A 23,268-nucleotide genomic window follows, 5' to 3' on the forward strand; every position below is an offset into this window, starting at 1 on the left:
GGCCGCGACAAAAAAATCGCCCGCCGGCTGGTCGATGACGACCAGGCCCAATCCGAAATTCCGAAGACACTCGGCCGTACGCGCCAACGCGCTATGCGTCACGCGCCACGGCCGGCCTCACCGTCTCCTGCGTCAGCGAGGCTCCCGCGGCGGCCCGACGCTGGGGCCGGAGGGCTCGGCGCGCTGCTGGGTCTCCGGCGTCGCGCCGTAAGGCAGCGGCTTGGCATCGGGGTCGGCGCGGCCGCAGGAGCGGGCGGTGCAGTAAAAGCCGACATAGTCCTTCACGTCCGCGCGGTAGATCTTCACCAGGCCCTGGGTCTGGTCCACGATGATGTTGGAGCGGTGCACCACCTGGCCGTCGGCGGCATAGGCCGTCATCAGCACGCGCCCGGCCTTCAGGCCGCGGATCGTGAAGACGCGATCGGTTTCGGGAATGACCTGCGCGATGTCCTCGACGGACAGCGAGAACCGGTTGACCGGCTGATCCAGGGTGAAGGTGCGCGCCTGCTCGGCGCGAAGCTCGATCGTCTCGGTGGCGACGATCTCCTGCATCCGCTGGGCGTTTGCCGGACCGGTGACACAGGCTGCAATCAGCGACAGCAGCGCTGCCGGTAACATCAATCGTTTCACGAAAAATCCTCCCGAGAGACAGAAAAGCTGGTGAGCGCAAATCACACGCGGGCGGGAAAGACTAGCATAGCGCGCGGCGTCCGTCTCTTTCGTGTTGATCCGCGCCGCCTCGCGCTTGCGTTCGAGCGAAGCATGGGAGAAGCTGAACGAAGGCCGCCGGGGACAGCCATGCGCATTCATTCCGCTCTATCCGTCTTTCTCGTCTGCTGCTGGATGAGCTCCGGCGCAGCGCACGGACAGGCTGCCTATCTGGTCGACGAGCGGCCCTGCCCCGACCTCGATCCCCGCCTGCGGCAGCCGCGCGACAACGAATGGTGCGACTATGTCACCAAGATCAAGCGCTGCGACGGCGATCTGGCCGAGCGCCTGTTTCAGCAAAGCCGGGCGCCGGCCTATTTGATGTCCGAGCTCGGCTCCGAGCATCCGCGCCGGCTGGTCTGTCACCCGAACGATTAGGCGCGGCCGCCGATCGTCACGGCACCCTCCGCGCATGGGACAGCGCTTCATACAGTATTTGTCCGGAATCGCTTCGGTCCTGGCGTACCTCTAACGTAGGCATCGCCGGGGCTGGCATTTCATTCCCGAACAAGATTTCAACCGGCAAGGGGCCGCCGAAAGGTGGCCCCTTTCAATTGGGGCGACCGAAAGTGGCCCTTCAATTTGGCCGGACAAATGGCGGGAAAGGGAGCCCGCCTCCGGCAATGAAAGGTACGGAGGCGGGCCAAAGGTCACTTTTTTGGCGGCGCCGTTCTTCCCGGGGCTGGCTTTGGGAAGCGTCGCTACGCAAGCGAAACCCTAGCACCCGGGATCCCGCCTGGGAACCTGCGCCGACACCCGTAGCAATACTTAGCGTGCTCGCGCGACCTCGATGGCGCCGCCGGCACGAGACGGGATCACAGCGCGACAGTACGGTTGCGTCCGTCCTGTTTCGCCCGGTACATCGCGCGGTCGCACCTTTCGAACAGCGCCTCGAAACTCTCTCCGGGCAGGAATTCCGCGACCCCGACGGATACGGTGACCTGGCCGATCCGCTCGCCTGTGGCTCGTTTCGTAATCTGGGCCGCGGCGATCCGCGAACGGATCCGCTCGGCCACCTGCCGGCAGACATCGATCGTCGCGCCGGGCAGCACGCACATCAGCTCCTCGCCTCCGTAGCGCGAGGCGAGATCCCTGTCCCTCACGCCCTCCCGCACGCAGCTTGAAACGACCTTGAGGACCTGATCACCGAGCTGATGCCCGTACTTGTCGTTGAACGTCTTGAAATTGTCGATATCCACGATGAACGCGCTCAGGGGTTCGCCCTGCTCCATGGCCCTGATTTGAGCCGCGCGGATGAAGGCCTCCAATGCCCGGCGGTTTGCAAGTCCCGTCAACGCATCCGTCTTCGATCGCAGCTCGGCCTGGTCGAGATCGCTTCTCAGCTTCTCCACCTCGCTGCAGGCGTTGACCAGCTTCGCCTCGAGGACCGAAGCGCGCTCCGTTGCCGCTGCAAGCTGCTCGCTGAGCCGGGCAAGCGCCAGGTTCGGATCGCCGGCAGGTCGAAGCGAGGCTTCAACGGCCCTGAGCCCTTCAGCGTGGACCCGGTTGTCGGCGACGGCCCCGGAAAGATCCTGTCGCACGTTCAACAGGATTGCGCTGAGCTCTTCAGGGACGGTTTGGCCGGCGTGAGCAAGGGTGTTGGATGCCAGAAAGCTCGCGTACAATTCCTGGTTGGTCGCCTTGTCGAACCGCCGATGATTGGAGCGCAGAACGTCTATGGTCTGACGAAGGCCGGCCGATCTGCCCAGCACGTAGACGAACCAGACCGTGAAATTGGTCGGGACCAGCGGGATGCCCAGCTCTTTCATCAAGTCGAGCGCCTCCGCCGATACGGCGGCCGCATGCTCGGGGTCGAGTTCGTCCAATTTTTCCATCATATCTCTCTGGCGCGGCGGGCATCGGATCGATCAAGATCTGGCAGCTTGCTGAGGCTGCCAACGCGTTCCAGACGGACCAGACCCGCCGACTGCATTCAAAATTGAAATCGTAGAGAGCCACGCGGGGCAGCTCGGTGGAAGCAAAATGGTAGGGCATCAAATCGTGGCGTAGAGCTTACTTTCCAGACCTTACGGATCAGCTAAAGGCCAGATTGCGTCCTTCGCTGCCCCGAATAGCACGTTCAACGAACAACCTACTTCTGGCGAAACGAGTGGTTGAACGACATGATCAGCGGCCCGACGATATATTCCAAGGCGGTGCGCTGCACGGTCGGGATCATCACGGTCGCCGGCATGCCCGGATAGAGCTTGACGTTGGGCATCGCCGCAAGCTCGGCCTCGTCGATGCGGACGAACGCCGTGTAATAGGGATTGTTGGTCTTCGGGTCGGTCAGCCGGTCGGCCGAGATCTGGGTGACCTCGCCGTGGATGATCGGGATGATGCGCTGCTTGTAGGCCGTCAGGTGAACCTCGGCTGCCATGTTCGGGCGGACGTCACTGATGTCCTCGACCGCGATCTGCGCCTCGATGGTCAACCCGTCCCGCACCGGCACCACGTCGAGGATCTTCTCGCCGCGCTGAATGACGCCGCCCACCGAGAACACGGCGAGCCCGACCACGCGGCCGGCATAGGGCGAGCGGATCTCCATCCGGCCGAGCACCGCCTTGGCGTTCAGGGCCTTTGGGATCACCTCGAGCAGCTTGGCCTGGGTGTCCCGCAGGTCCTTGGTGATGTCGGCCATCCGGTCGTTGTCGAGCTGCGCGATCTGTTGCTGCTGTTCGGCGATCGCCTGGCGTGCCCTGGCGATGCTGGCATTGGCATCGGCGATCTGACCGTCGAGACCATAGGCCGTACGCTCGAGCTGCAGGATCCGCGGCCGCGCAATCAGCCCCCTCTCGACCAACGGCCTGATGTTGTCGGCCTCCGCCTGAACCGAGGAGATCTGATCGGTGTACGCCTTGACCTGGGCTTCGGCGCCGACGATCTGCGACCCCAGCTGGTTGATCTTCTCGCGGATCACGCTCCGCTGCCCCTCCAGCGCGGCGCGGCGGCTTTCGAACTGGCTCACCTGGCCGGTCCAGACGCTTTGAAGGTAGTTGTCCTGTTGTCCCGCCTTGAGATCGGCGGGCATGAGCAGCTCGGAACCGCGATTGAGCTCCGTCAGCAGGCGAACTTCGGTGGCCCGAAGCACCATGAATTGCTGCGACAGAACATCGTATTCCGCCTTCGCCTGCGTCTCGTCGAGGCGGAGCAGGACGTCACCTGCATTGACCGGATCGCCTTCCTTGACGAACAATTCCTTGACGATGCCGCCGTCGAGATGCTGGATGCTCTTGCGGTTGCCTTCGACCTTCACCACGGCGTTGCCGACGACGGCCCCGTTCAATGGCGCCGTGGCGGCCCAGCCCCCGATCCCGCCAAAGAACAATGCGATGATGATCCAGCCCGCAAGCGCGATGCGCCTGATGGAATCGCTGGGCGGTCCGCCGGCGCTGCCCGCGGTGCCCCGGCCGGCTGCGATATCGCTGAAATTCCCGTCGACAATGGCCATGGAAGACGCCTAACTGCTGGAGCTTTGCACCGCGTTCACGGGCACGGGACGGGTCAAGCGTGACATGACCTCGCCACGCGGCCCGAACATCTCGGCGACCCCATCCCTGAGGACGAGTATCTTGTCGACGACGCCGATGGTGGCGGGGCGGTGCGAGACAATGACGACGGTCGTCCCGCGCTTCTTCAATTGCATGATGCAGTCGGCAAGCGCAGCGTCGCCTTCGACGTCCAGATTGGAGCTGGGTTCATCGAGAACGACGAGGCTGGGGTTGCCATAGACCGCACGCGCCAAGCCGATGCGCTGGCGGAAGCCGCCGGACAGGATCGCCCCGCCTTCGCCGACCTGGGTATCGTAGCCGCTCGGCAATCTCAGGATCATCTCGTGAACCCCGGCAAGCTTGGCTGCGAGGATGATCTCCCTTCCGGTCCCTTCATCGAAGCGTCCGATGTTGGCCGCCACCGTGTCGGAGAACAACTCGATATCCTGAGGCAGATATCCGACGTGATCGCCGGTCGCCTGCTTGACCCAGGTCGTGACATCGGCGCCGTCCAGCCGCACCGCTCCGGCCGACGGCGTCAGCACGCCGACGAGGTGACGCGAGAGCGTCGATTTTCCGGCGCCCGAGGGACCTATGACACCGAGGACCTCTCCCGCCTCGATGAAGAAGGTGATGCCGCGCAGAACGGGTTTTCCACCACCGGGGGGCACAAAGGAAAGCGCCTCGACCGAGAGCTGGCCCTTCGGCCTGGGCAGCGCCAGCCCGGAGTCGAGCACCGGTTGGGCCAGCAGCAATTCACGGACGCGCAGGAACGCACCCCGCGCCGACACGAGCCCGCGCCAGGAACCGACGATCTGCTCGACCGGCTGCAAGGCCCGACCAAGCAGGATGCTGGCGGCGAACATCGCGCCGACGGTTGTCAGTCGTTCAATGACCAGGTAAGCGCCAAGGCCCAGGATCAGCGACTGCATGGAAAGCCGCAGGAAGCGGATCAGGCTCTGGATGACGCTGGAACGATCGCTCGCGGCCACCTGCCGCTCCAGCATCCGGTCGCGATCTCGGCTCCAGCGCCGCAACAGACCGTAGGTCATGCCCATGGCGCGGATGACCTCGGTGTTGCGCAGGCTCATTTCGGTGAAGCTGTAGCTGCGCGCGGCGGCTTCGTTCGACTCCGTCAGCGGCAGCTTCACCAACCATTCGCTGAGCAGAGCCATCAGCACCAGGATGATCGAGCAGGCAAGCGCAAACGCGCCCAGGAAGGGATGCAGGGCGAAGATGACGGCGATGTAGATCGGCGCCCAGGGCAGATCGAAGATCGCGTGAATCCCGGCCCCGGTGACGAACTGACGGAACGTGTCGAAATCGCGCAGCGACTGGCTGCGGGCGCCGCCCGTGCTCGTTGGACGATCTATGATCGCAGTCATGACGCGCGACGCGATCTTTTGATTGAGACGGATGCTGGCCCGGGTCAGTATCCGTGCGCGGATTGCATCGAGCCCGGCAAGCGCCACCAGCGCCAGAAGCAGCGCAATCGTGAGCATCAACAACGTGATCTCGCTCGCGCTCGAGATCACGCGATCATAGACCTGCAGCATGTAGAGCGGCCCGGCCAGGTAGAGCAGATTGATGGCCCCGCTGAATATTGCCGCGGTAACGAAATAACCTCTGCAACTCTGCAGCAAACGCCGGACTTCGCCAGCTCCACCAGATGAATTACTCACGAACCGCGGCGGAAATCCCCGCCCCTCTACAAAAACAAGTCATGTCTCAACCGGAATAAGATTGCCGCAAAGTGTGGAGTATAGCGCAGATGGCTCCTCCTTCTGCCTCTCATTGAGGGAATGTTTAACGCCGTAGGCTCACCGCGAGACGGCCCCGCCAATAGCAACTCCTAACGCGCCATCTTGTGAAGGCCGGGTCCCAACGGGGGCAACCCCGTTGGGACCTCAAACATTCTCCGCCTAGACCGAACCGAAGTTGTTGTAGTGATCAAGCTGACTATGCAGCGTGCTCGCCGCAAGATCAGTATGAATCGGCTGTCCAAGCACCACCACGTCGATCGGACTAGTCCACAGCGGGGAGCTCGTCTTGATAGCACCGCTGGAAAGGTCGTCCTTTACACTCAAGGTGTGGAAATCCGCCGATGACGTCGAAGCGCCCGGGCTCGCCTGGGTCGCCTCAAACCAATAGACGGACTGGTTGATATCGTACTTCGCAGTGCCGGCAGTGCCGTCGCCGATCGCGTTTCCTTCGAGATAGTTCAACCAGGTTGCGACCAGGTCGCGGCCCAACATATAGCGCCCGTCCTGGACCTGCTTGGACGAGGCGTTCAACAACGTCAGCGCGTCGGCCGTCGAGATGAACAGCACGTTTTCGCCGGGATCCTCGATTCCGTCCTTGTCATAATCGCCAATCAGCAAGCCCTTCTGGTCGGAATTGTTGATGACGCCGTCATGATTGGAATCCACGGCATAGGTAATTTCACCATCGGCAAACCCATTGGTGCCGGCCTGCTTTGGCTCATTACCGACGATGCCGTCCCAGAACTTGGTCCATTGATTTTGGCCCGTGTTCTGCGACCAGAAGCCTGGCGTCCGCACGCCTGGCCCCAACTCGACCGGGATATGAGCGTCGTCCTCATCAGGCCCGGTCTCGTTCGTCGTCACGCTTGCCACGTTGTCGAGGCTGCCGTCGCCGTCGACGCCCTGGGTATCGAGCTCGCTCTGGGTGAGGGTGTGCTTGTACGTATAGGTCCAGACCTCACCGACATCGAGCTTGCCGTCGCCATCCGTGTCGCCGCTGAAGGTGTTGGTCGCGCTGTTGAAGTTCGTGAGGATCACCGGCGCACCGCCCTCGAAGGTGTCCGTGACCACCACGCCCGTCAATGCCACGTTGCCGGTATTCGTGACGACGACCGTGTAGTCGATCAGATCGCCGGCATGGTCGGCATGACCGTCTTCAACAACGGCCGCCTTCGTAATCGCGAGATCTGGATTGAGCACGATCGGCACCGACGCCGTGGCTGTATCGGGATCGGTCTCGTTCGAATCCGCGGTGGCAAGGTTGTCGATGTCGCCATCGCCGGTCACGCCGTTGCTGTCGATGTCGGCCTGGGTCGCCACGTAGCTCGCGGTGTAGGTCCAGGTCTCGCCGACGTCGAGCTTGTTGTCGCCGTCGGTGTCGCCGCTCACATAGGTCGCATTGGTCGCGCCGCCCGCCTCGACCTTGTCGGTCACCGTGATCCCGGTCAGGGTCACATTGCCTGTGTTCTCGACCGTGATCGTGTAGTTGACCACGTCGCCGGCCTTGTCCACCACCTTGGTCGTGGTGTTGCCGTCGACATCGTGGACCGTCTTGGTGACATTCAGCGCCGGATTGCGCACGATCGGCACCGACGCCGTGGCTGTATCAGGATCGGTCTCGTTCGAATCCGCGGTGGCAAGGTTGTCGATGTCGCCGTCGCCGGTCACGCCGTTGCTGTCGATGTCGGCCTGGGTCGCCACGTAGCTCGCGGTGTAAGTCCAGGTCTCGCCGACGTCGAGCTTGTTGTCGCCGTCGGTGTCGCCGCTCACATAGGTCGCGTTGGTCGCTCCGCCCGCCTCGACCTGGTCGGTCACCGTGATCCCGGTCAGGGTCACATTGCCTGTGTTCTCGACCGTAATCGTGTAGTTGACCACGTCGCCGGCCTTGTCCACCACCTTGGTCGTGGTGTTGCCGTCGACATCGTGGACCGTCTTGGTGACATTCAGCGCCGGATTGCGCACGATCGGCACCGACGCCGTGTCGGTGTCCGGGCCGGTCTGGTCGCTGTCCGCGGTGGCAAGGTTGTCGATGTCGCCATCGCCGGTCACGCCGTTGCTGTCGATGTCGGCCTGGGTCGCCACGTAGCTCGCGGTGTAAGTCCAGGTCTCGCCGACGTCGAGCTTGTTGTCGCCGTCGGTGTCGCCGCTCACATAGGTCGCGTTGGTCGCTCCGCCCGCCTCGACCTTGTCGGTCACCGTGATCCCGGTCAGGTCCACTTCGCCGGTGTTCTCGACCGTAATCGTGTAGTTGACCACATCGCCGGCCTTGTCCACCACCTTAGTCGTGGTGTTGCCGTCGACATCATGGACCGTCTTAGTGACGTTCAGCGCCGGCTGCGGAATGTGATTTCCGATCGGGTCGACCGTAACGACCTGGCCTACGCTGCTGATGGTGACGGTCTCGTAGTTTCCGGTGGTCTGCGTCTGGCCTGCCGGCGTTACTTCGTCGATCTGCCAGGTGCCGAGCGGCACACCGTAGAACGTGTAATTGCCGTTGGCATCCGTGACCGTGGATCGCTCGCCTGCGTCCAGCACGCCATTCTTGTTGGCATCGATGAAAATTGTGACGCCCGCGACGCCGGGCTCGCCCGCGTCCTTGACGCCATCTGAATCGATGTCACTGAACTTCGTGCCCTTCAGCGTTCCCGCCGTCTGCAGATTCCATTCCTCGAAGCCGCCAGCAGCGACATAGTCTCCGCCGAGCGAGCCCATGTCGACATAGAGATACATGTAGGTTGTCGCCGGATCGAGGCCGGCAAACTTCGAGACGGGAACCAGGACTGCGTAATCGTCGGTGCCGCTTCCGGTCGACACTTCGCTCAGTTTCAGCGAGACGTCGCCGCCTCCATCCATGTTGTAGACGAGGTTCTGAGTGAAGAGCGTCGTGGTGCTTTCGATCGTGCCACTGCTCGAGGAATAGATCTTGAACTGGTCCAGCGATATTTGGCCGTTGGGGTTGCTGTTGGCCTCGTTGAGATCGACGCGGAATTCGTAATATTCGACGCCATTGACGACGATGATAGGCACATTGGACAGCAGGACCGTGTGAGTCTTCGCTTGATCGATGTCTTCGTTGGTCGAGTTGATCGGTGGCGTGTCGTCGGAATTGAACCCTTGCTCGTTTCCGGACTGGGAAGGCGTTGGGCTCAGGGCAAGAAACGTATTGTAGTTGCCGGTGCCCGAGCCGATGTTGGCGGAGTCGAGAAAAATGGCGCCGTCGATGGTGGTTTGCGAACCCGCAGTCGTGAGATCGATCTCTGTAGCCATTGCAAACTCCTGTGGTGTCACTCATTTTTTCCGAAGCAATCAACCCGCTGCTGTGGCCGGCCACAGCAGTTTTAGGCGCGCGACCGCGATGCCCGTGAACGCAAAGTTCATGGGCGCTGGAAGAGTTCGTCGATCGCGATGTGCGAGTGGGGGCGCCTGAAATCGACCGGCCCTGCTCGAAACCTAATGTTCTAGAAATTCTTTCACAGACTTGGCCTCCTGACTGTCACGAGGGAGGAAGTTCGAATACGTCACGTCCAGCAAAAATCCGATCCGCCTACCTAAAAAATCCGATCCTCTTTCTAATTTGGTCGGCCGCTTCATTGCAGCCGAGGCAACAAAAAAGCCGGTAACGCGAACAGCGCGTTCCGGCGAATTAAACCCACACCTCAAAGACGCTACATGCACTCATGAATCAAACGCCTGCGAATGCTTCGCATGAAGTTGTACATGTCCGACAAATCGCGACAGGCACATTCCTTTCCAAGAGGTAAATAGTTAATCGTCTTTTGCACAAGTTGTAAACACAAATTTCCACTTTTTCCCGAGTTCCATCAAAGGGGGTAACCCAGGTTAGTCACTGGGAGCCCGTCGCCCTGATGGGCAGTTCGGGCATCGCCGAGATAAAAAGGGCGGCCCGCTCCCGCTAATTGCTGATATTCGCGATTTTCGAAATACCTGGGAGCTCCGGGCTGGAGCCGCCGAAGGTCGGAAGGTTTTGCCAGATTTCCAATACCGGTGCCCCGTCACGGCCGAGCAGGGAGCCGGCTCAGAGGCGGAGATGGACGACGAGCGTCCCTGACGAAGGGGACGACCGATGCAGGATTGCAACGGACGACATATCTCGTGCGAAGCAGCCCGCTCCACCCCCCTTGCGGGTTTGACGCAGCAGCTGCTTTTTGCTCTTTTAGCGAGAGATTGTTTACCTATTTTGGAGCGGCGATGCGCAATCGATCCAGCACGCTTATTGCGGCCGTGGTTTTTGGCCTGCTTCTGACTGCAGCTTCTCGCCCGGCCGCCGCGGCGGACATGGCCCTGCGGGCCTCGCCGGCCGCGGTCGGCGGCTGCTCCGAGCTCGTCTTTGTCTGCGAGAACGGCAGACAATATCCGCTGTGCCCGATCGCCGTTTCGGTCGCCGGCGAGGTGGTCACGGCCTCGCTCCGGACCGGCCACTCCGGTGGCGTCCATGTTCGCATGGTGCCGATGGGCGTGGGCTATCGCTATGCCGGCCGCGGCATTTGGGTCGATGGCTTCCGGGGCAATGCGCTGCTGAACTTCGGCAAGCACAGCCAGATCGCCTGCACGATCGAGAACTATTGATTGGCATGCCGGAGCGGCGCCTGCGCAAGGCACCGCTCGTTGCTCGCTAAAGCGCGATGCGATCACGATGAATCGTCATCGCGCTATAGGTTATTGTTTGAGCATGATCTTTTCGGAAAACCGCTTCACACTTTTCCGGATCATGCTCTAACCCTTGGCGCGAACGACGACGGCCCTCGCACGAGGGTACATGTAAGCCTTGGGTTGGACGACGACCGGGCAGTAATTGTCCCAATGGTGCTGCTGCCAATTCCATTTCAAGCAGCCGGTCGCGGTCGCGGGGTCGGGATACCAGTCCAACCGATAAGGCTCGTCGCCGAAGGGGTACGGGCCGGTCTGGGCGCTGGCGGGCAATGCACAGAGGCAGGCGGCGGCTACAATCGCAACAAGGCATGACTTATACATGTGCGTCTCCAAATATGCCGGCATAGTGCCAAATCCATGTACTCCGATCAAGCTTGGAAACTTCGCTTCAGCTAACCACGCGTTCGGATCATTGCAGTCAAAGTCATTCAGTCACGAGTCTCCTCGATGAAGAAGTCCGTTTCTCTCAAGGCGAAGCTTCGGTGGCCGGACGTCAAGGATCACTATGTCGTCGTCCATGAGCGGCGCGTGATCGGGAACGTCTATCGGTCGGGCGAGCGCTGGTCGTGGGCGATCAGCGTGCCGATGGGCTTGCCTGACTGGTCGGCCGGACAAGCGCCAAGCCTGCACGAAGGCGTCACGGCCCTCGCTCAGGCCTGGACCGGCATTTTGAACGCGACCAGTGCCGAGCGCCTGCAGCGGGCATGGGATCTCGAACGTGCCGCGCTCACCCGCACCAGCCGCGCCGAGCCCGGCGTTTAAAGCGCGATGAGATTGGGTTGAATCGTCATCGCGCTTTAGCTCTTTGCTTGAGCATGATCTTTTCGGAAAACCGCTTCACACTTTTCCGGATCATGCTCTAGCGGCGGCTACTGCGATCCAACCTGACTCTTGCTCGTACGGTCGATAAGAGAGATTTTCGTCGCGAGCGGCGGCCAAACCTGATTTCGACCATTGCTTTTTGCCGCATAGAGCGCTTGGTCCGCGGCTGCGACCAGATCCGACGAACCCAGATCAGACGGGATCGAGGCCGCGACGCCGAAGCTGGCGGTGACGACACCTGAAAGTCCAAGAGCATTCGGTATCGCGGCGCTTTCGATCGACCTGCGCGTGCGCTCGGCGACGCGAACCGCTTCCATGAGATCCATGTCCGGCAGCAACAGCAGGAACTCTTCGCCGCCATATCGGACGGCAAGATCACGTCCAAAGCGCAACTCGCCGGACAGAATCGCAGCGACCCGCTTGAGGCAAAGATCTCCAGCGCCATGCCCGTAGCGATCGTTCAAACGCTTGAAATGATCGATATCGACCATGATCACGCAAACCGGCACATTGGTGAACTCGGACGCGCACCAGATTTCCTTGAGTGCTTCATCCAGATGAAAGCGGTTGGCCAAGCCCGTCAAGGGATCACGGCGGGACGCGGCATCCGCCTCGGCATGGAGCAGGCGGTCCCTCAGCGAGAACAAATAGGATCTCCTGAGGTCGCGCTCCATCGTGTAGTTCGCGACCAGAGTGATGTACGCGCAGATGATGACCTGGATCACGATGATGGCCGCCACGGCAGACGAGATGTAGTCTACCCAGAGCACCAGGGAGACGTGGATCGCCACGATCAGCGCGGTGACCGCGCGAGCAGAGGCAAATCGCAAACGATGCAACGAGACGTTCGTGTACAACAGCGTCGGAATGACTACGTACTGATAGTGAGCGGCACCGGGTGAGTTGGTGAATGCAAAGCAGAGGTCGATCTGCATGATGATAAGGAGGGGCACGCTGGCCGCAAGACATTCGCGGACAAAGGGGCGCGGCTTTCTCGAGATGAGCCAAGCTGCAAGGAGCATCCAGGGAGTTACGACCAGAACATGCAGCCAGATTGCCAGCCGCACGACGTCCGGCACGAGCAGCCAATCCGCGATGAGGAAGAGGTTATAGAGCGGCGCCGATACCAGCAGCCCCGTAATCAGTCGTTGATTGCGTTTGGCGAGAGTATCGGCCTCGAACTTCGCTTCGATCTCTGTCGTAAAGCAGGTTCCGCCCGATCGCCGCGCCGATAGGGCTGCTTCGACCAATGCAGATGTCACTGACACAACGGCAATTCCTGCTTGCGTTACCACTATTTCCCTACGGTACCACTCTCGTATTAGTGAACCGCTTTCAAACGCAATTAAGAATCCCTTTCATTCCCAAAACCTGAGGGAGCAAGGCGCGGCTACTTCGATGCACGGTCTCACGTTGTCACGACTGTCTTCCGTAACGCAAAGCGCGCTCAATTCCCGATCAGAGGGCCCAGAGACGGGTGCCGTTCAAGCAAGACCAGCGCGCCGAGCGTGAGAAAGAGAGCGGACCGCGGCGATCGCAGGCAAGGGATCGTTTGCCGACTGCAAGGTGACTTGTCAGGAAAGTTGCGCGCGCATCCGCGACACGTCATTGGCGAGCAGAATTGCTGCGATTGTCCGAAGCATCCCAAACCCGGCCTTCGGGCGCGAGCGCAATGGAACCCGCTCGATGACTTCGCGAGATAGGTGGCGAAGTTCAAGCCTGCCGCATCGTGTCTGAAACGTGACGGCCTCGTGGCGAACTTCCGCCTCATCGTTCGTGTGCACCCAAAAGAAGACACATTGCTCAATTGCTCATCACTATCGCAATGATCGGCGATCAGTTCGCGTTGCATGAAGGACACAAGGAATGGCGTTTCGCGCCAGCGAAACCGGACGAGAGTGACTCGACGAGCCGATCATTGCTACGAATACCCAAGCTTAGCGACGTGCGTGAGGATGTAGTGGTCACCGAGACAAGAAGTTCAATTGAGATCGTCATCCGCCACCTCGCGGTGTCGATCTTGACCTTAGTGACGATGACCGGCTGCGCTGGCTTCATCCCGATGGACGCGCCGGACTCCGCTGCAGTCCAGGAGAACGCGGCGATCGTCACCGAACCGTCAGTGCCCCTGCCGTATGTCCTGATGCCGATCAATCCCGTGGTGCTTCAAGCCACCAATACGATCACGAATGGGACCGGCATCTCCTTCGCGTCCATCCCGGGAGGTCACCGCAACGCGCCGATCAGCATCGGCGACATCCTCACTGTCACGGTCTTCGAAGCGCAGGCCGGCGGCCTGTTCATTCCGGGCGAAGCGGGCGTCAGGGCCGGAAATTTCGTCGACATACCGCGGCAACAGGTCGACCAGTCCGGCAGCATCACCATTCCCTATGCAGGCTCGATCAAGGTCGCCGGCCTGACGCCGCAGGCGGTTTCCGGCATCATCCGCGACCGTCTCAAGGAGCGCGCGATCGAGCCGCAGGTCGTGGTGGCCATCGCGGAGCAGCGCGGCAACCAGATCAGCGTCCTCGGCGAGGTCAATTCGCCGGCGCGTTTTCCGATCGATCCGGGCGGCCTGCGCCTGCTGGCGGCGATCGCGCGAGCCGGAGGACCGAAATATCCGGACTATGAAGTCACCGTGACGCTCAAGCGCGCCGGCCGGACATACACCCAGTATCTCGCTGCCGTGGTTCGCCGCCCGCCCGAAGACGTCTTGCTGGCGCCGGGCGACGTCATCTTCCTGACGCGGGTTCCGCGCGTGTTCATGGCGTTCGGATCGACGCCCTCCCCCGGCTCCATCGGCGGCACGAACAATCGTCGCTTCACGTTCGAGAACAACGACATGTCGCTCGCCGAGGCCTTGGCCAAGGCCGGCGGCCTCGACGGCAGCCGCGCCAATTCGAAGTCGGTTTTCGTCTATCGCTTCGAGCCGAAGCGGTTGATGGACAGTGTCGGCCTCGACGTCAGGGGCTTCCCCACCGTGCAGGTGCCGGCCGTCTACAAGTTCGACATGAGCAAGCCGGACGGCTGGTTCCAGGCCGACTCATTCAGGATGCGGGATCACGACGTGATTTCGGTCGCCGAGTCGCCGTCGACCGAATTCATCAAGGTGATGGCGCCGCTGGATGCCGCCACGACGAACGCGGCGAACATCAATGCCATCGTGACCTCGCGATGATCATTCCTTCCAAGCATGGCGGCCCACCGCGCGAACCGCTTCGAACGCGCGTTGGGTGCCGTGGCAAGCGCAAATCGAGCTGCGTTTGGCATGTTCGACGTTCTCGGTCGGGCCAAGCGACCTGAATTGGCTCGAACCAGACAATTTTGCCGAGTGACTTAAACCAACGTTAGACCGGCCAGGATAATCGTGCGGTGACACTTTGGGGTGCTACCGTGACGATGCTCGCCGCCTACGCCGTATGGACAGGACTTGCCTTGGGACTTTGGTTTCGGGTGCTCGTGCTCCCGCCAGTGATCCTCGTCGGCGGCCTCGCCGTCCATGCGAGCTCGTCGCAACCTCTCTCGTCGTTCCTGGTATTCGCCGTGCTGGTGCAGATCGGCTATCTGGCCGCATGTCTGCTCAAGTATCTTCCGCAACGAAGCGTTGCCGAGGCGGCAAGAGCGCTCCCTGAAACGTCGCGGTGAAACCCGGGATACCTGCTGCCGGCTCGGCAGCCGCAGCTCGCGGCGCTCTGCCGGCCCGCCGTTTGACGCCGCCCGGCGTCAGCTGTTGAGCTGCGTCGGCCTGAATTCCGGGAAACGCGTGAGCATCGCGGTCTTGACGAATCTCAGATGAGCGATGCTGCTCGCCAGTTCCTTGAGCCGCCGCTGACCGTTCGAAATGTCAGCTGCGAAGAGATCCTGATGGTGATTGTCGAGCGGCTCCCGCTCGAGATATTCGTCGGTGCCGTTGCCAAAGGTGACGGATGCACGCGCGAGCGCATCGTCGACACGCCGCGTGAGCCCGGCCTGCTCCCTCTCCGCCTCCTGCAACGCCGTCTCGATCGCCGCCAGGACTGCACCGATTCGCGCGCGGTCCGTCTCCGCGTCACGCTCGGCAGAGCGGGCTTTGAAGGTCTTCTCATCCCGACGCGAGCCGAGAAGATTGTGCGCGCGCGCTCTCAGGAACAGCTGAAACATCCGGGCCATCCCACCTTCGAGATTCAGGCAGCTACCATCGGCCAGACATAGTTAACAAAGCTTGAAGCATCCAAGGCCCGGAACGAACGCGATCGAAATATCGAGGCAGCAAGACCCGCCATTGAGCTGCGTCTCGGACGACATTGCTGACCCGATCTCCGGTCTCGTACGGAGCCTCGCGCGCCAACTTCATCGCGGTAAGGTTGAGAGGTTAGCTTAACCCGCGTTGTTTGTTGCGAACTCTCAACGATTGCTTATCCATCTCTCGCACGGGCTCCCCCAAGCTCGGCCCACCCAAGCAAAGCCGTCGAGCGAACATGGGTCCGCTTGGCGGCTTTGTCATTGTGTCGACGAGAGGATCATTTCGGTTATGGCGCGCAGGCCCTGGTCGTTCAAGGAAGATCGCCGGCTCATGGAGCTGGCCAAGTCTTCAGCCTCGCTGGAGCAGGCAGCGAAAGCTCTCGGGCGCTCGCCCGATGCGGTCAAGCGCATGGCGTTGCGGCTTGGTCTTTCCCTGAAGTCGAAACCGGCGAAGAAGAGCTGATTGGCACCATGCGCAGGAGCCACCTCATAGCAGCCGCAAGCATCTGTCTGGCACTGATCGTCTACGCCACGCTGGCGAGGCTGTCGGGCCGGCCCGCGCTGTTGGGGCACCACGAGGCCTATTGGATCGTCGTGATCGAGCGCTTCAGCGCCTATGGCCTGCTCGGCTTCCTGCTGTCGTTCCTGCTGCCGGGACGGCTTGGCCTCGCTTGCTCGCTCGTCATCGCGGTCGCCATGGGGCTGGAGCTGATGCAAGCCTTCATACCCGACCGCGATCCCGGCTTTCTCGACGTGCTGCAGAAGGCGGCAGGCGGCACCGTGGGCGTCATGCTGGCCCAGATGATCCTGGCGTTCCTGCCCAGACCACCGTCCTGAAGCGGTACGCATCGCCTCGGCGCAAGCAGCGGAATACGCAAGCGCATCACGCGCCGGCTCAGGCCGCCCCGCGCCGCGTGTGACGCCCGGAGGGAACCAGGTGCTCGGCCAACTGGCGGTGGGTGTCGTGCAGCGCTTCAATGGCGCAGTCGAGATCGACATCCGCAGCGCGAACGGACGCCAGGAACCTGGCCGTGAGCGCCAGATCGAGCTTGACGCGCGTTGCGCCGTCGCGGCTCTTGCGACGATCTAGCGACATATGGATGGCGCGGTCCCGGGCTTCCGTTGCACCGCAGCCGCAAAGCGCGCCGAGCTCGTCATATGTCATCCAGATTTGAGGCATGTTCTTCCACCACGCTCGATCGGCACCACACTTGATCTACCTCGAGGCTAGCTCCCGCTTCTAAAGGCAGAGTTGCCGCAGCGAGAATTCGAGACAACAACGTCAATGCGATGCTAATCGGGCGACAGGCGCGCATGGAATCGCGCCGATTGTTTCCGATCCGGCTTTACTTCGACGAGTTCGTCGTGAACGGAGGCCGCGACCTTGAACGGCTGTCGAGCCTCTTGGGCAGCTTGTCGGCCTTGAGCTTCACGACCGCGCCACGGGCGTCGGGAGCCCGCGCGTCTTCCTGGCTGTAGATAAGCGTCACTTCGAGCCTCACGTCGGGCGCTTGCCGGGCCGTCCCCGAACAGGTCGCCATCGCACCGCTATACACACCGCAGAGCTCGACCTCGACCTCATCGACACCGAACACGGTCGGCGGCCCGTCGGCATGTCGCCGCGTGGTCAGGACGGCCGTGAAATGCTGGTCGTCGTCGAATTGATAGGAGCCGCCATAGTTGAAGAAGCTGTCGCTGCCCGAGATCCGTCCCTGGGCCAGATGCACGATACCGGTGCCTTGCGCATGCGCGGTTCTGAACCACGCCGCATATTTGCCCTCTTTCAGCATGGAACCGTCCACCCGTGATTTCCACGCGTATTTGCAACGAAGCTTGAGGCGCGACAATGACCGACACGGCGAGCATTCCGCCACGGTTAATGCCCTGCAAAATCAATCGGTCAATTGCCGCAGGGCGCCGGCGAGGACGCTCGCCGCAACGTCAAAACAATTCGATGCCGTCATCGGCAGCTTCGACGGCCTCGACCCGGCGCGCGGCGGCGACCGAGGTCAACCCGAGCGTCTGCAGGAACTGGCGGTGAACGTCCCGCTCGCGCTCCATCGTGTAGCGCGCAAACAGCTCGTCGAGCATGGCTTCGTCCTGCGCCTGCGGCCGCGGCTCCTGAGCGACCGCGGCCTCGAGTCGCGCGGCGACCGCGGGCAGCGCCGCGGACCCCTCGCCGAGCGTGCTCATCAGGCCTTGCGCCGAATTCATCAGCCGCTCGAATTCCGCGCCTTCGTCGACGAGCCGGCTCATCAGCCTGCCGAGCCGTTCGTTGCCGGCCTCGACCTCGCGCAGCGCCTGGAGAATCTGCGGCTCGAGCTGGGTGAGCTGGGTGGGATCGCCCTGCACGCGGAGCTGCTTCAGCTCCGTCGCCGAGCGCTCGATACCATCGAGCACCGGCCTCAAACGTCCCGCCCCCAGCGAGACCTGGTCGGCGGTGGCCTTCAGCTCGTTGGCAATGACGACAAAAGCGCTGCCGCGGCTGCCGAGATGGCTCGCCTTGAGCCCCGCGTTCATGCCGATCAGCGTGATGTCGACCGTCGCCTCGGCGAGCCCGGCGATCGCCTGACGGAACTTCGTCAGTGTATCCTCGACGATCGCGAGCGCCTCGTCCACGGAGCGGCCGGCGCCTTCGCAGGTCGCAATCAGGGTCGAGGCGTGCGCCAGCGTCTGCTTGATGTGCGCCAGGAACGATGACGAGCCGCCGTTCTCGCCGCCGAACAGCGTGCGGCCGTGGCCGACGACACTGCCCGCGTCGTGCAGGATGGCGGTCAGCGCGCGAACGATTTGGCCGATGTCGCCGCCGAACTCGCGCTGCGCATCCCTGAGCTGGGCCGCCTGCAATTGACAGATCGTGCGCGCGCCGTCCTCGCTGGCGACAGGTTCGGGAGCGAGGCTCGGGACAGGTCCGGACGCGAGGCGGAGGCCGTGAGCGACATGCTCGAGGCGCTGGCGCGTGCTGTCGCCGGCCTGAAGTGAGATGATCGCGCTGCCGACGGCCTCGGCGATCTTCCTGGTGCTGGCGCTCGCGAGATCGGCGAGATGGCGGCTGTTGCCGCGCTGATCACGCAATGCGGAATAGGCGGAGCCGAGCTCGGAGCTCTCCGCCGCCAGTTGATTGCGGTAACGGCCCTCGAACTCCTTCTGCCGCCCGAATGCGGTGGCCACCGCCTCGGACAGGCGCTGCTGATCGCGCGCGCAGCCCTCGATCGCGCCCTGCACCGCCTTGCCGAGATCGTAGGCCTCCTGCGTGAAGGCGAGGAAGCCCTCGCGATCGCCGTCGAGCGAGGCCGCCTCGATCCGCGCGCTGCGGGCGATGATGGTGATCATCTGGATGTGCTTGAACAGCGGCTTGAGCAGACCAGACGCTTCCGCCGTGCCCTTGCCGATGGTCTCGAGCAGGGCGGTCTCGGCCGGCAGCGCCTGCGCCAGCTCGCTGAGCCGCGCGGCGATCTCCTGCAGCGCCGTCGCGGCGCCCTCGATCTCTGCGCCGGAGAGCTCGGCGGAAAGCGCTGCGAGACCCTGGTTTAGCTCCTGGAAGATGAGATGGCCGCGACCGAGCTCGTGGCCGACGCGCGCGAACACGTCCTCGATGCGCGAGGAGACGTCTTCGATCCCTGCGATCGCCTCGGTAAGCGTAATGGCCGAAATGAGCGACATTGCCGTCAGCCTGCCACCGCGGGATGCCCGGCCTGGTACCAGAGCATGATCTCGCGCGGGATCTGGTGCAGCGGAACGACCTTCTCGACACCGCCATGGGCGATGGCTTCCCTGGGCATGCCGAACACCACGGAGCTGTCTTCATCCTGCGCGCGCGTCGCGGCGCCGAGCTTCTTCATCTCGAGCATACCGCGCGCGCCGTCATCGCCCATGCCGGTCATGATCACGCCGAGCGCGTTGGCGCCGGCATGCTGCGCGGCCGAGCGGAACAGCACGTCGACCGAGGGGCGATGCCGCGACACCGGCGGCCCGTCCTTGATCGCGATCTGATAGCGCAGGCCGATGCGCTGGAGCAGCATGTGCCGCGCGCCGGGTGCGATATAGGCCCAGCCCGGCAGCACCGGCTCGCCGTCTGCGGCCTCCTTGACCCGGATCTGGCAGACGCTGTCCAGACGCCTGGCGAAAGCTGCGGTAAAGCCCGCCGGCATGTGCTGGACGATGAGAAGCGGCGGGCAATGCGACGGCAGCATTTCCAGGACGTCGTTGAGCGCTTCGGTGCCGCCGGTCGAGGCGCCGATGCACACGATGCGCTCGGTGGTCGGCCGCACCCTGCCCTGCACCGGCGGCGGGATGATGGCATCGGCGGTCAGCTTCTTCTCGATGGCGCGGCGTTCCGCCCGCGGACGCACCCGGGCGCGCGCGGCCGATTTCACGGCCTCGCGCAGCCGCGTCGAGCATTCGAGCAGCGCCTGCCGCGTGTCGATCTTCGGCTTCGGCACGATGTCGACTGCCCCCGCCTCGAAGGCCTCGAACATCACGTTCGAGCCCTCTTCCGTCAGCGAGGAGCAGATGATCACCGGGATCGGATGTTGAGCCATGATCTTGCGCAGGAAGGTCAGGCCATCCATGCGCGGCATTTCGAGATCGAGAATGATGACGTCGGGCAGCTCCTTCTCGAGCCGCTTGGCTGCCACGAACGGGTCGGACGCCGTCGCCATCACCTCGATCTCGGGGTCTTCACTCAGGATCGTCAGCAGGATTTGGCGCACCGACGCCGAATCGTCCACGATCAGCACGCGAACTTTCTCCCTCGGCATCGTGGTTGCGCTCCGCCTAGACCTGGAAGATGGTTGGCTGAACCTGCTTCAGCCCGGGCACGGCACTGTGAATCATCGATTCCGAATGGCCGACCAGCAAATAGCCGCCCGGACGCAGATGGCCGCACAATTGCTCGACCACCTTGCGCTGAGTCTCGCGCTCGAAATAGATCAGGACATTGCGGCAGAAGATGATGTCGACGTCACGATCGACGGGATAGGACTTGTCCATGAGGTTCATCCTCATGAAGTGCGTCATGCGCCGTAGCTCGGGTATGATCCTCACCTCGCCGCGCGATTTGTCGCGCGAGGACGAGAAATAGCGCTTCACGAACGGCTCCGGCACCGGCGCGAGCACGTCGCGGGTGTAGATCGCCGTCCTGGCGAGGCGCAGCACGGCGGTCGAGATGTCGGTGCCGAGGATACGGTACTGGAAGCGCGAGCCGTTCCGAATCATGTCGTCCAGCACCATCGCGGTGGTGTAGGCCTCCATGCCGGTGGAGCTCGCCGAGCTCCAGATCTTCAGGCTCGCCTCCTTGCGCCCGCGCGATCTGAGCAAAGCGGGGACCGCGACGTCCCGCATGAACGTGAAGTGCTGCGGCTCGCGGAAAAAGTCGGTCTTGTTGGTCGTCACCACGTCGATGAGATGGGTCAGCTCGGTCTCGAAATGATCCGCCTCGAAAAGGTTCTCGACATATTCATTGAGGCCGGAGAAGTTGAGCGCCCGCACGCGCTTGTGCAGCCGTCCCTCCAGCATCAGCCGCTTGCCCTGCGGCAGCTTGATGCCGACCTGGCTCTCGATCAATTCGGCGATGGTCCGGAAATGGCGGTCCGACAGATGCACGGCCGCATCCTGCAGGGCGGGCATCATGGGCGACGACCCAGGTTCGCAACGGCCGCCTGCATTGAATGTCGGGCCATCCTGGCCATCTTGAATCCTACGCGTTCACGTCGCCGCTGAAAGCGGACCGGTCCGCACCTGAACGAACCGGTCCACGGGAGCCCTAGTGGGTATTAGCGCTGGAAATCGGCGTCCCGGGCGTCCTCGCCATCGTTCATGTCGAAGGCGAAGCCGCCGCCACCGGCGACCTTCACCGCGCGGGCCGGCTTGGCCTGCGGCTTCCTGGCCGGACGCTCGGCCGCCGCCATGGTAGCTGCCATGGTAGCCGCCTTGGCGCGCAGCTGATTGACCGCGCGGTCGATCGGCGCGGCCGCCTGGCTCCTTGCGCCCTGCTCGATGCGGAAATAGGCGATGGTCGACTGCAGCTGCTCGGCCTGCGAGGCGAGCTCCTCCGAGGTCGAGGACACCTGCTCGGATGCGCTGGCGTTCTGCTGGCCGACCTTGTCGAGCTGCTGGATCGCCTGGTTGATCTGGGCCGAGCCGACGTCCTGCTCGCGGCAGGCCGCGGTGATCTCCTCGACCAGTTCGGCCGTCTTCTTGATGTCGGGAACGAGCTTTGCCAGCATCGCGCCGGCCTCCTGCGCGACCTTCACCGTATCGGCCGAGAGCGTGCCGATCTCGGCCGCGGCCGCCTGGCTGCGCTCGGCGAGCTTGCGCACCTCGGAGGCGACCACTGCAAAGCCCTTGCCGTGCTCGCCGGCGCGCGCGGCTTCGACCGCCGCGTTGAGCGCGAGCAGGTCGGTCTGCCGCGCGATCTCCTGCACGATCGTGATCTTCTCGGCGATGGTCTGCATGGCGTTGACCGCGCGGCCCACGGCGGCGCCGGAGGCTTCCGCGTCCTTGGCGGACTGCGCGGCGATCTTCTCGGTCTGGTTGGCGTTGTCCGCATTCTGCTTCACGTTGGAGGCCATTTCCTCCATCGAGGAGGAGGCCTCCTCGGCGGACGAGGCCTGCTCGGTCGCGCCCTGCGACAGCTGCTCGGCGCTGGCAGAGAGCTCCTGGCTGCCGGCGGAGACGTTCTGCGCCGCGGTCAGGGCCTCCGACACGATCTGGCGAAGCTTCTCGACCATGCGCTCGAGCGCGAGACCCAGCGTGTCCTTGTCCGACAGCGGCTTGGCCTCGACGGTGAGATTGCCTTGTGCGATCTCGTTGGCGACGGCCGCCGTGGCATTGAGATTGGCGGTCATCGCGTTCAGAGATTTGACCAGATCGCCGATCTCGTCGTTACTGGACGCATCGATCTTGTGGCTGAGATCACCAATCGCCACGGCATCCGCCAGCCCGACGGCCTTGGCGAGGGACCGGCTGATGTTGATCGAGATCCAAACTGCGCCAATTGCCGCAACGATGAGCGAGACGATGACGAGCACGATCAGGATCAACTGCGCGCGACGACTCTCTTCGCTGGACTGCACAGCCTGCTCGGCCATCTGCCGCTTGGAATTCGCAACATAGGCCCCCATCGCCTCGGTGGCGTCTGCGACCACCTTACGGCCATCTCCCATCGAGCGTTCGGTCGCCTTCGCCTTGTCCGTCTTTGCCAGCCTGATCGTCTCTTCCTGATAGGCGTTCATCCTCGCGTAAGCACTCGCGAAGTTGTCGAGCAACTTCTTTCCGCCCTCGCTGGCGAGCGCGTAGACCTCGTCCCTGATCTTGGTTGCCTCGTCGCGGAGCTTGGCGGCCTGCACGGCGAATTCATCGGCTTCGCTTGGCGTTCCGAGGATTGCGTTCTTTTCCGCCCTGAGCTGCTGCCAAATGATCTTTTCGACCTCGGCGGCCTTCTCCATCCGTTTGGCGCGAAGCACCATGGACTCCGCGGTGGCGGCCATGTCGGACAATTTCGTGTAGCTTACGACGCCTGCTATGATGAAAAGAAGAATGACGACGCCGAACGCGCTGGCAAGCTTGGCTTTGACGGTGAATCTCATGTC

The 23,268-nt window shown here is 62.8% G+C and carries 21 protein-coding genes; 7 read left to right on the forward strand and 14 right to left on the reverse strand.

Going from position 1 to position 23,268, the window contains the following annotated elements; genetic code table 11:
* Positions 1–132: 132 nt before the first annotated feature.
* Entirely contained in the window at positions 133–630 is a 498-nt protein-coding gene (locus BDOA9_RS00105) for a pilus assembly protein N-terminal domain-containing protein (protein WP_192859523.1), read from the reverse strand.
* 168 nt (positions 631–798) lie between these two features.
* Here BDOA9_RS00105 and BDOA9_RS00110 point away from each other — a divergent pair, with 168 nt between their 5' ends.
* Positions 799–1,086, forward strand: a complete 288-nt coding sequence (locus BDOA9_RS00110; protein WP_042335349.1) for a hypothetical protein — start codon at positions 799–801, stop codon at positions 1,084–1,086.
* A gap of 437 nt (positions 1,087–1,523) precedes the next feature.
* Here the strand turns inward: BDOA9_RS00110 and BDOA9_RS00115 are convergent, their stop codons facing one another.
* From BDOA9_RS00115 to BDOA9_RS00130, 4 genes are all read right to left on the reverse strand, one after another.
* Positions 1,524–2,534, reverse strand: a complete 1,011-nt coding sequence (locus BDOA9_RS00115; RefSeq protein WP_192859524.1) for a GGDEF domain-containing protein — start codon at positions 2,532–2,534, stop codon at positions 1,524–1,526.
* A gap of 266 nt (positions 2,535–2,800) precedes the next feature.
* Positions 2,801–4,159 (reverse strand): HlyD family type I secretion periplasmic adaptor subunit, encoded by a 1,359-nt coding sequence (locus BDOA9_RS00120; protein WP_025031916.1) that lies wholly within the window; start codon positions 4,157–4,159, stop codon positions 2,801–2,803.
* Positions 4,160–4,168: 9 nt separating this feature from the next.
* Positions 4,169–5,842, reverse strand: a complete 1,674-nt coding sequence (locus BDOA9_RS00125) for a type I secretion system permease/ATPase (RefSeq protein ID WP_025031917.1) — start codon at positions 5,840–5,842, stop codon at positions 4,169–4,171.
* 279 nt (positions 5,843–6,121) lie between these two features.
* The gene (locus BDOA9_RS00130) at positions 6,122–9,229 is read right to left on the reverse strand and encodes a DUF7507 domain-containing protein (protein WP_025031918.1); all 3,108 of its coding nucleotides are present in this window, start codon (positions 9,227–9,229) and stop codon (positions 6,122–6,124) included.
* Between the two features lie 942 nt (positions 9,230–10,171).
* Between BDOA9_RS00130 and BDOA9_RS00135 the strand changes: the two genes are divergently transcribed.
* Positions 10,172–10,549, forward strand: coding sequence for a hypothetical protein (locus tag BDOA9_RS00135; RefSeq protein WP_025031919.1), 378 nt, complete (start codon positions 10,172–10,174; stop codon positions 10,547–10,549).
* Positions 10,550–10,696: 147 nt separating this feature from the next.
* On the opposite strand, the gene BDOA9_RS00140 is transcribed toward BDOA9_RS00135, so the two are convergent.
* On the reverse strand, positions 10,697–10,954 hold the full coding sequence (locus BDOA9_RS00140) for a hypothetical protein (RefSeq protein WP_042335616.1): 258 nt from the start codon (positions 10,952–10,954) through the stop codon (positions 10,697–10,699).
* Between the two features lie 126 nt (positions 10,955–11,080).
* On the opposite strand from BDOA9_RS00140, the gene BDOA9_RS00145 reads away from it, so the two are divergent.
* A complete protein-coding gene (locus BDOA9_RS00145; protein WP_025031921.1) occupies positions 11,081–11,395 on the forward strand; it encodes a hypothetical protein in 315 nt (104 codons plus the stop codon).
* A gap of 107 nt (positions 11,396–11,502) precedes the next feature.
* Here BDOA9_RS00145 and BDOA9_RS00150 read toward each other — a convergent pair whose 3' ends face one another.
* Positions 11,503–12,705 (reverse strand): diguanylate cyclase, encoded by a 1,203-nt coding sequence (locus BDOA9_RS00150; RefSeq protein WP_025031922.1) that lies wholly within the window; start codon positions 12,703–12,705, stop codon positions 11,503–11,505.
* A 557-nt stretch (positions 12,706–13,262) separates the two neighbouring features.
* Here BDOA9_RS00150 and BDOA9_RS00155 point away from each other — a divergent pair.
* On the forward strand, positions 13,263–14,633 hold the full coding sequence (locus BDOA9_RS00155; RefSeq protein ID WP_244521435.1) for a polysaccharide biosynthesis/export family protein: 1,371 nt from the start codon (positions 13,263–13,265) through the stop codon (positions 14,631–14,633).
* Positions 14,634–14,848: 215 nt separating this feature from the next.
* Positions 14,849–15,100, forward strand: a complete 252-nt coding sequence (locus BDOA9_RS00160; protein ID WP_152033063.1) for a hypothetical protein — start codon at positions 14,849–14,851, stop codon at positions 15,098–15,100.
* A 78-nt stretch (positions 15,101–15,178) separates the two neighbouring features.
* Here the strand turns inward: BDOA9_RS00160 and BDOA9_RS39330 are convergent, their stop codons facing one another.
* Positions 15,179–15,595 (reverse strand): hypothetical protein, encoded by a 417-nt coding sequence (locus tag BDOA9_RS39330; RefSeq protein WP_025031925.1) that lies wholly within the window; start codon positions 15,593–15,595, stop codon positions 15,179–15,181.
* Between the two features lie 412 nt (positions 15,596–16,007).
* On the opposite strand from BDOA9_RS39330, the gene BDOA9_RS39855 reads away from it, so the two are divergent.
* Both BDOA9_RS39855 and BDOA9_RS00170 read left to right on the forward strand, forming a co-directional pair.
* Entirely contained in the window at positions 16,008–16,139 is a 132-nt protein-coding gene (locus BDOA9_RS39855; protein WP_256375429.1) for a hypothetical protein, read from the forward strand.
* Positions 16,140–16,147: 8 nt separating this feature from the next.
* The gene (locus tag BDOA9_RS00170; protein ID WP_025031926.1) at positions 16,148–16,513 is read left to right on the forward strand and encodes a VanZ family protein; all 366 of its coding nucleotides are present in this window, start codon (positions 16,148–16,150) and stop codon (positions 16,511–16,513) included.
* 58 nt (positions 16,514–16,571) lie between these two features.
* On the opposite strand, the gene BDOA9_RS00175 is transcribed toward BDOA9_RS00170, so the two are convergent.
* The 6 genes from BDOA9_RS00175 to BDOA9_RS00200 all read right to left on the reverse strand — a co-directional run bounded on the left by BDOA9_RS00175 (position 16,572) and on the right by BDOA9_RS00200 (position 23,265).
* Positions 16,572–16,856 carry a hypothetical protein gene (locus tag BDOA9_RS00175; protein ID WP_025031927.1) on the reverse strand — a complete coding sequence of 95 codons (285 nt, stop codon included), beginning with the start codon at positions 16,854–16,856 and terminating at the stop codon, positions 16,572–16,574.
* Between the two features lie 166 nt (positions 16,857–17,022).
* Positions 17,023–17,466: a hypothetical protein gene (locus BDOA9_RS00180; protein WP_025031928.1), complete on the reverse strand. Its 444-nt coding sequence runs from the start codon at positions 17,464–17,466 to the stop codon at positions 17,023–17,025.
* A gap of 151 nt (positions 17,467–17,617) precedes the next feature.
* Positions 17,618–19,339: a hypothetical protein gene (locus BDOA9_RS00185; RefSeq protein ID WP_025031929.1), complete on the reverse strand. Its 1,722-nt coding sequence runs from the start codon at positions 19,337–19,339 to the stop codon at positions 17,618–17,620.
* Between the two features lie 5 nt (positions 19,340–19,344).
* A complete protein-coding gene (locus BDOA9_RS00190; RefSeq protein ID WP_025031930.1) occupies positions 19,345–20,436 on the reverse strand; it encodes a protein-glutamate methylesterase/protein-glutamine glutaminase in 1,092 nt (363 codons plus the stop codon).
* 16 nt (positions 20,437–20,452) lie between these two features.
* Positions 20,453–21,307 carry a CheR family methyltransferase gene (locus BDOA9_RS00195; RefSeq protein WP_025031931.1) on the reverse strand — a complete coding sequence of 285 codons (855 nt, stop codon included), beginning with the start codon at positions 21,305–21,307 and terminating at the stop codon, positions 20,453–20,455.
* 143 nt (positions 21,308–21,450) lie between these two features.
* A complete protein-coding gene (locus tag BDOA9_RS00200; RefSeq protein WP_025031932.1) occupies positions 21,451–23,265 on the reverse strand; it encodes a methyl-accepting chemotaxis protein in 1,815 nt (604 codons plus the stop codon).
* Between the last annotated feature and the right edge of the window lie 3 nt (positions 23,266–23,268).

Origin of the sequence: Bradyrhizobium sp. DOA9, assembly GCF_000617845.2 — a bacterium.
Lineage (GTDB): Bacteria > Pseudomonadota > Alphaproteobacteria > Rhizobiales > Xanthobacteraceae > Bradyrhizobium.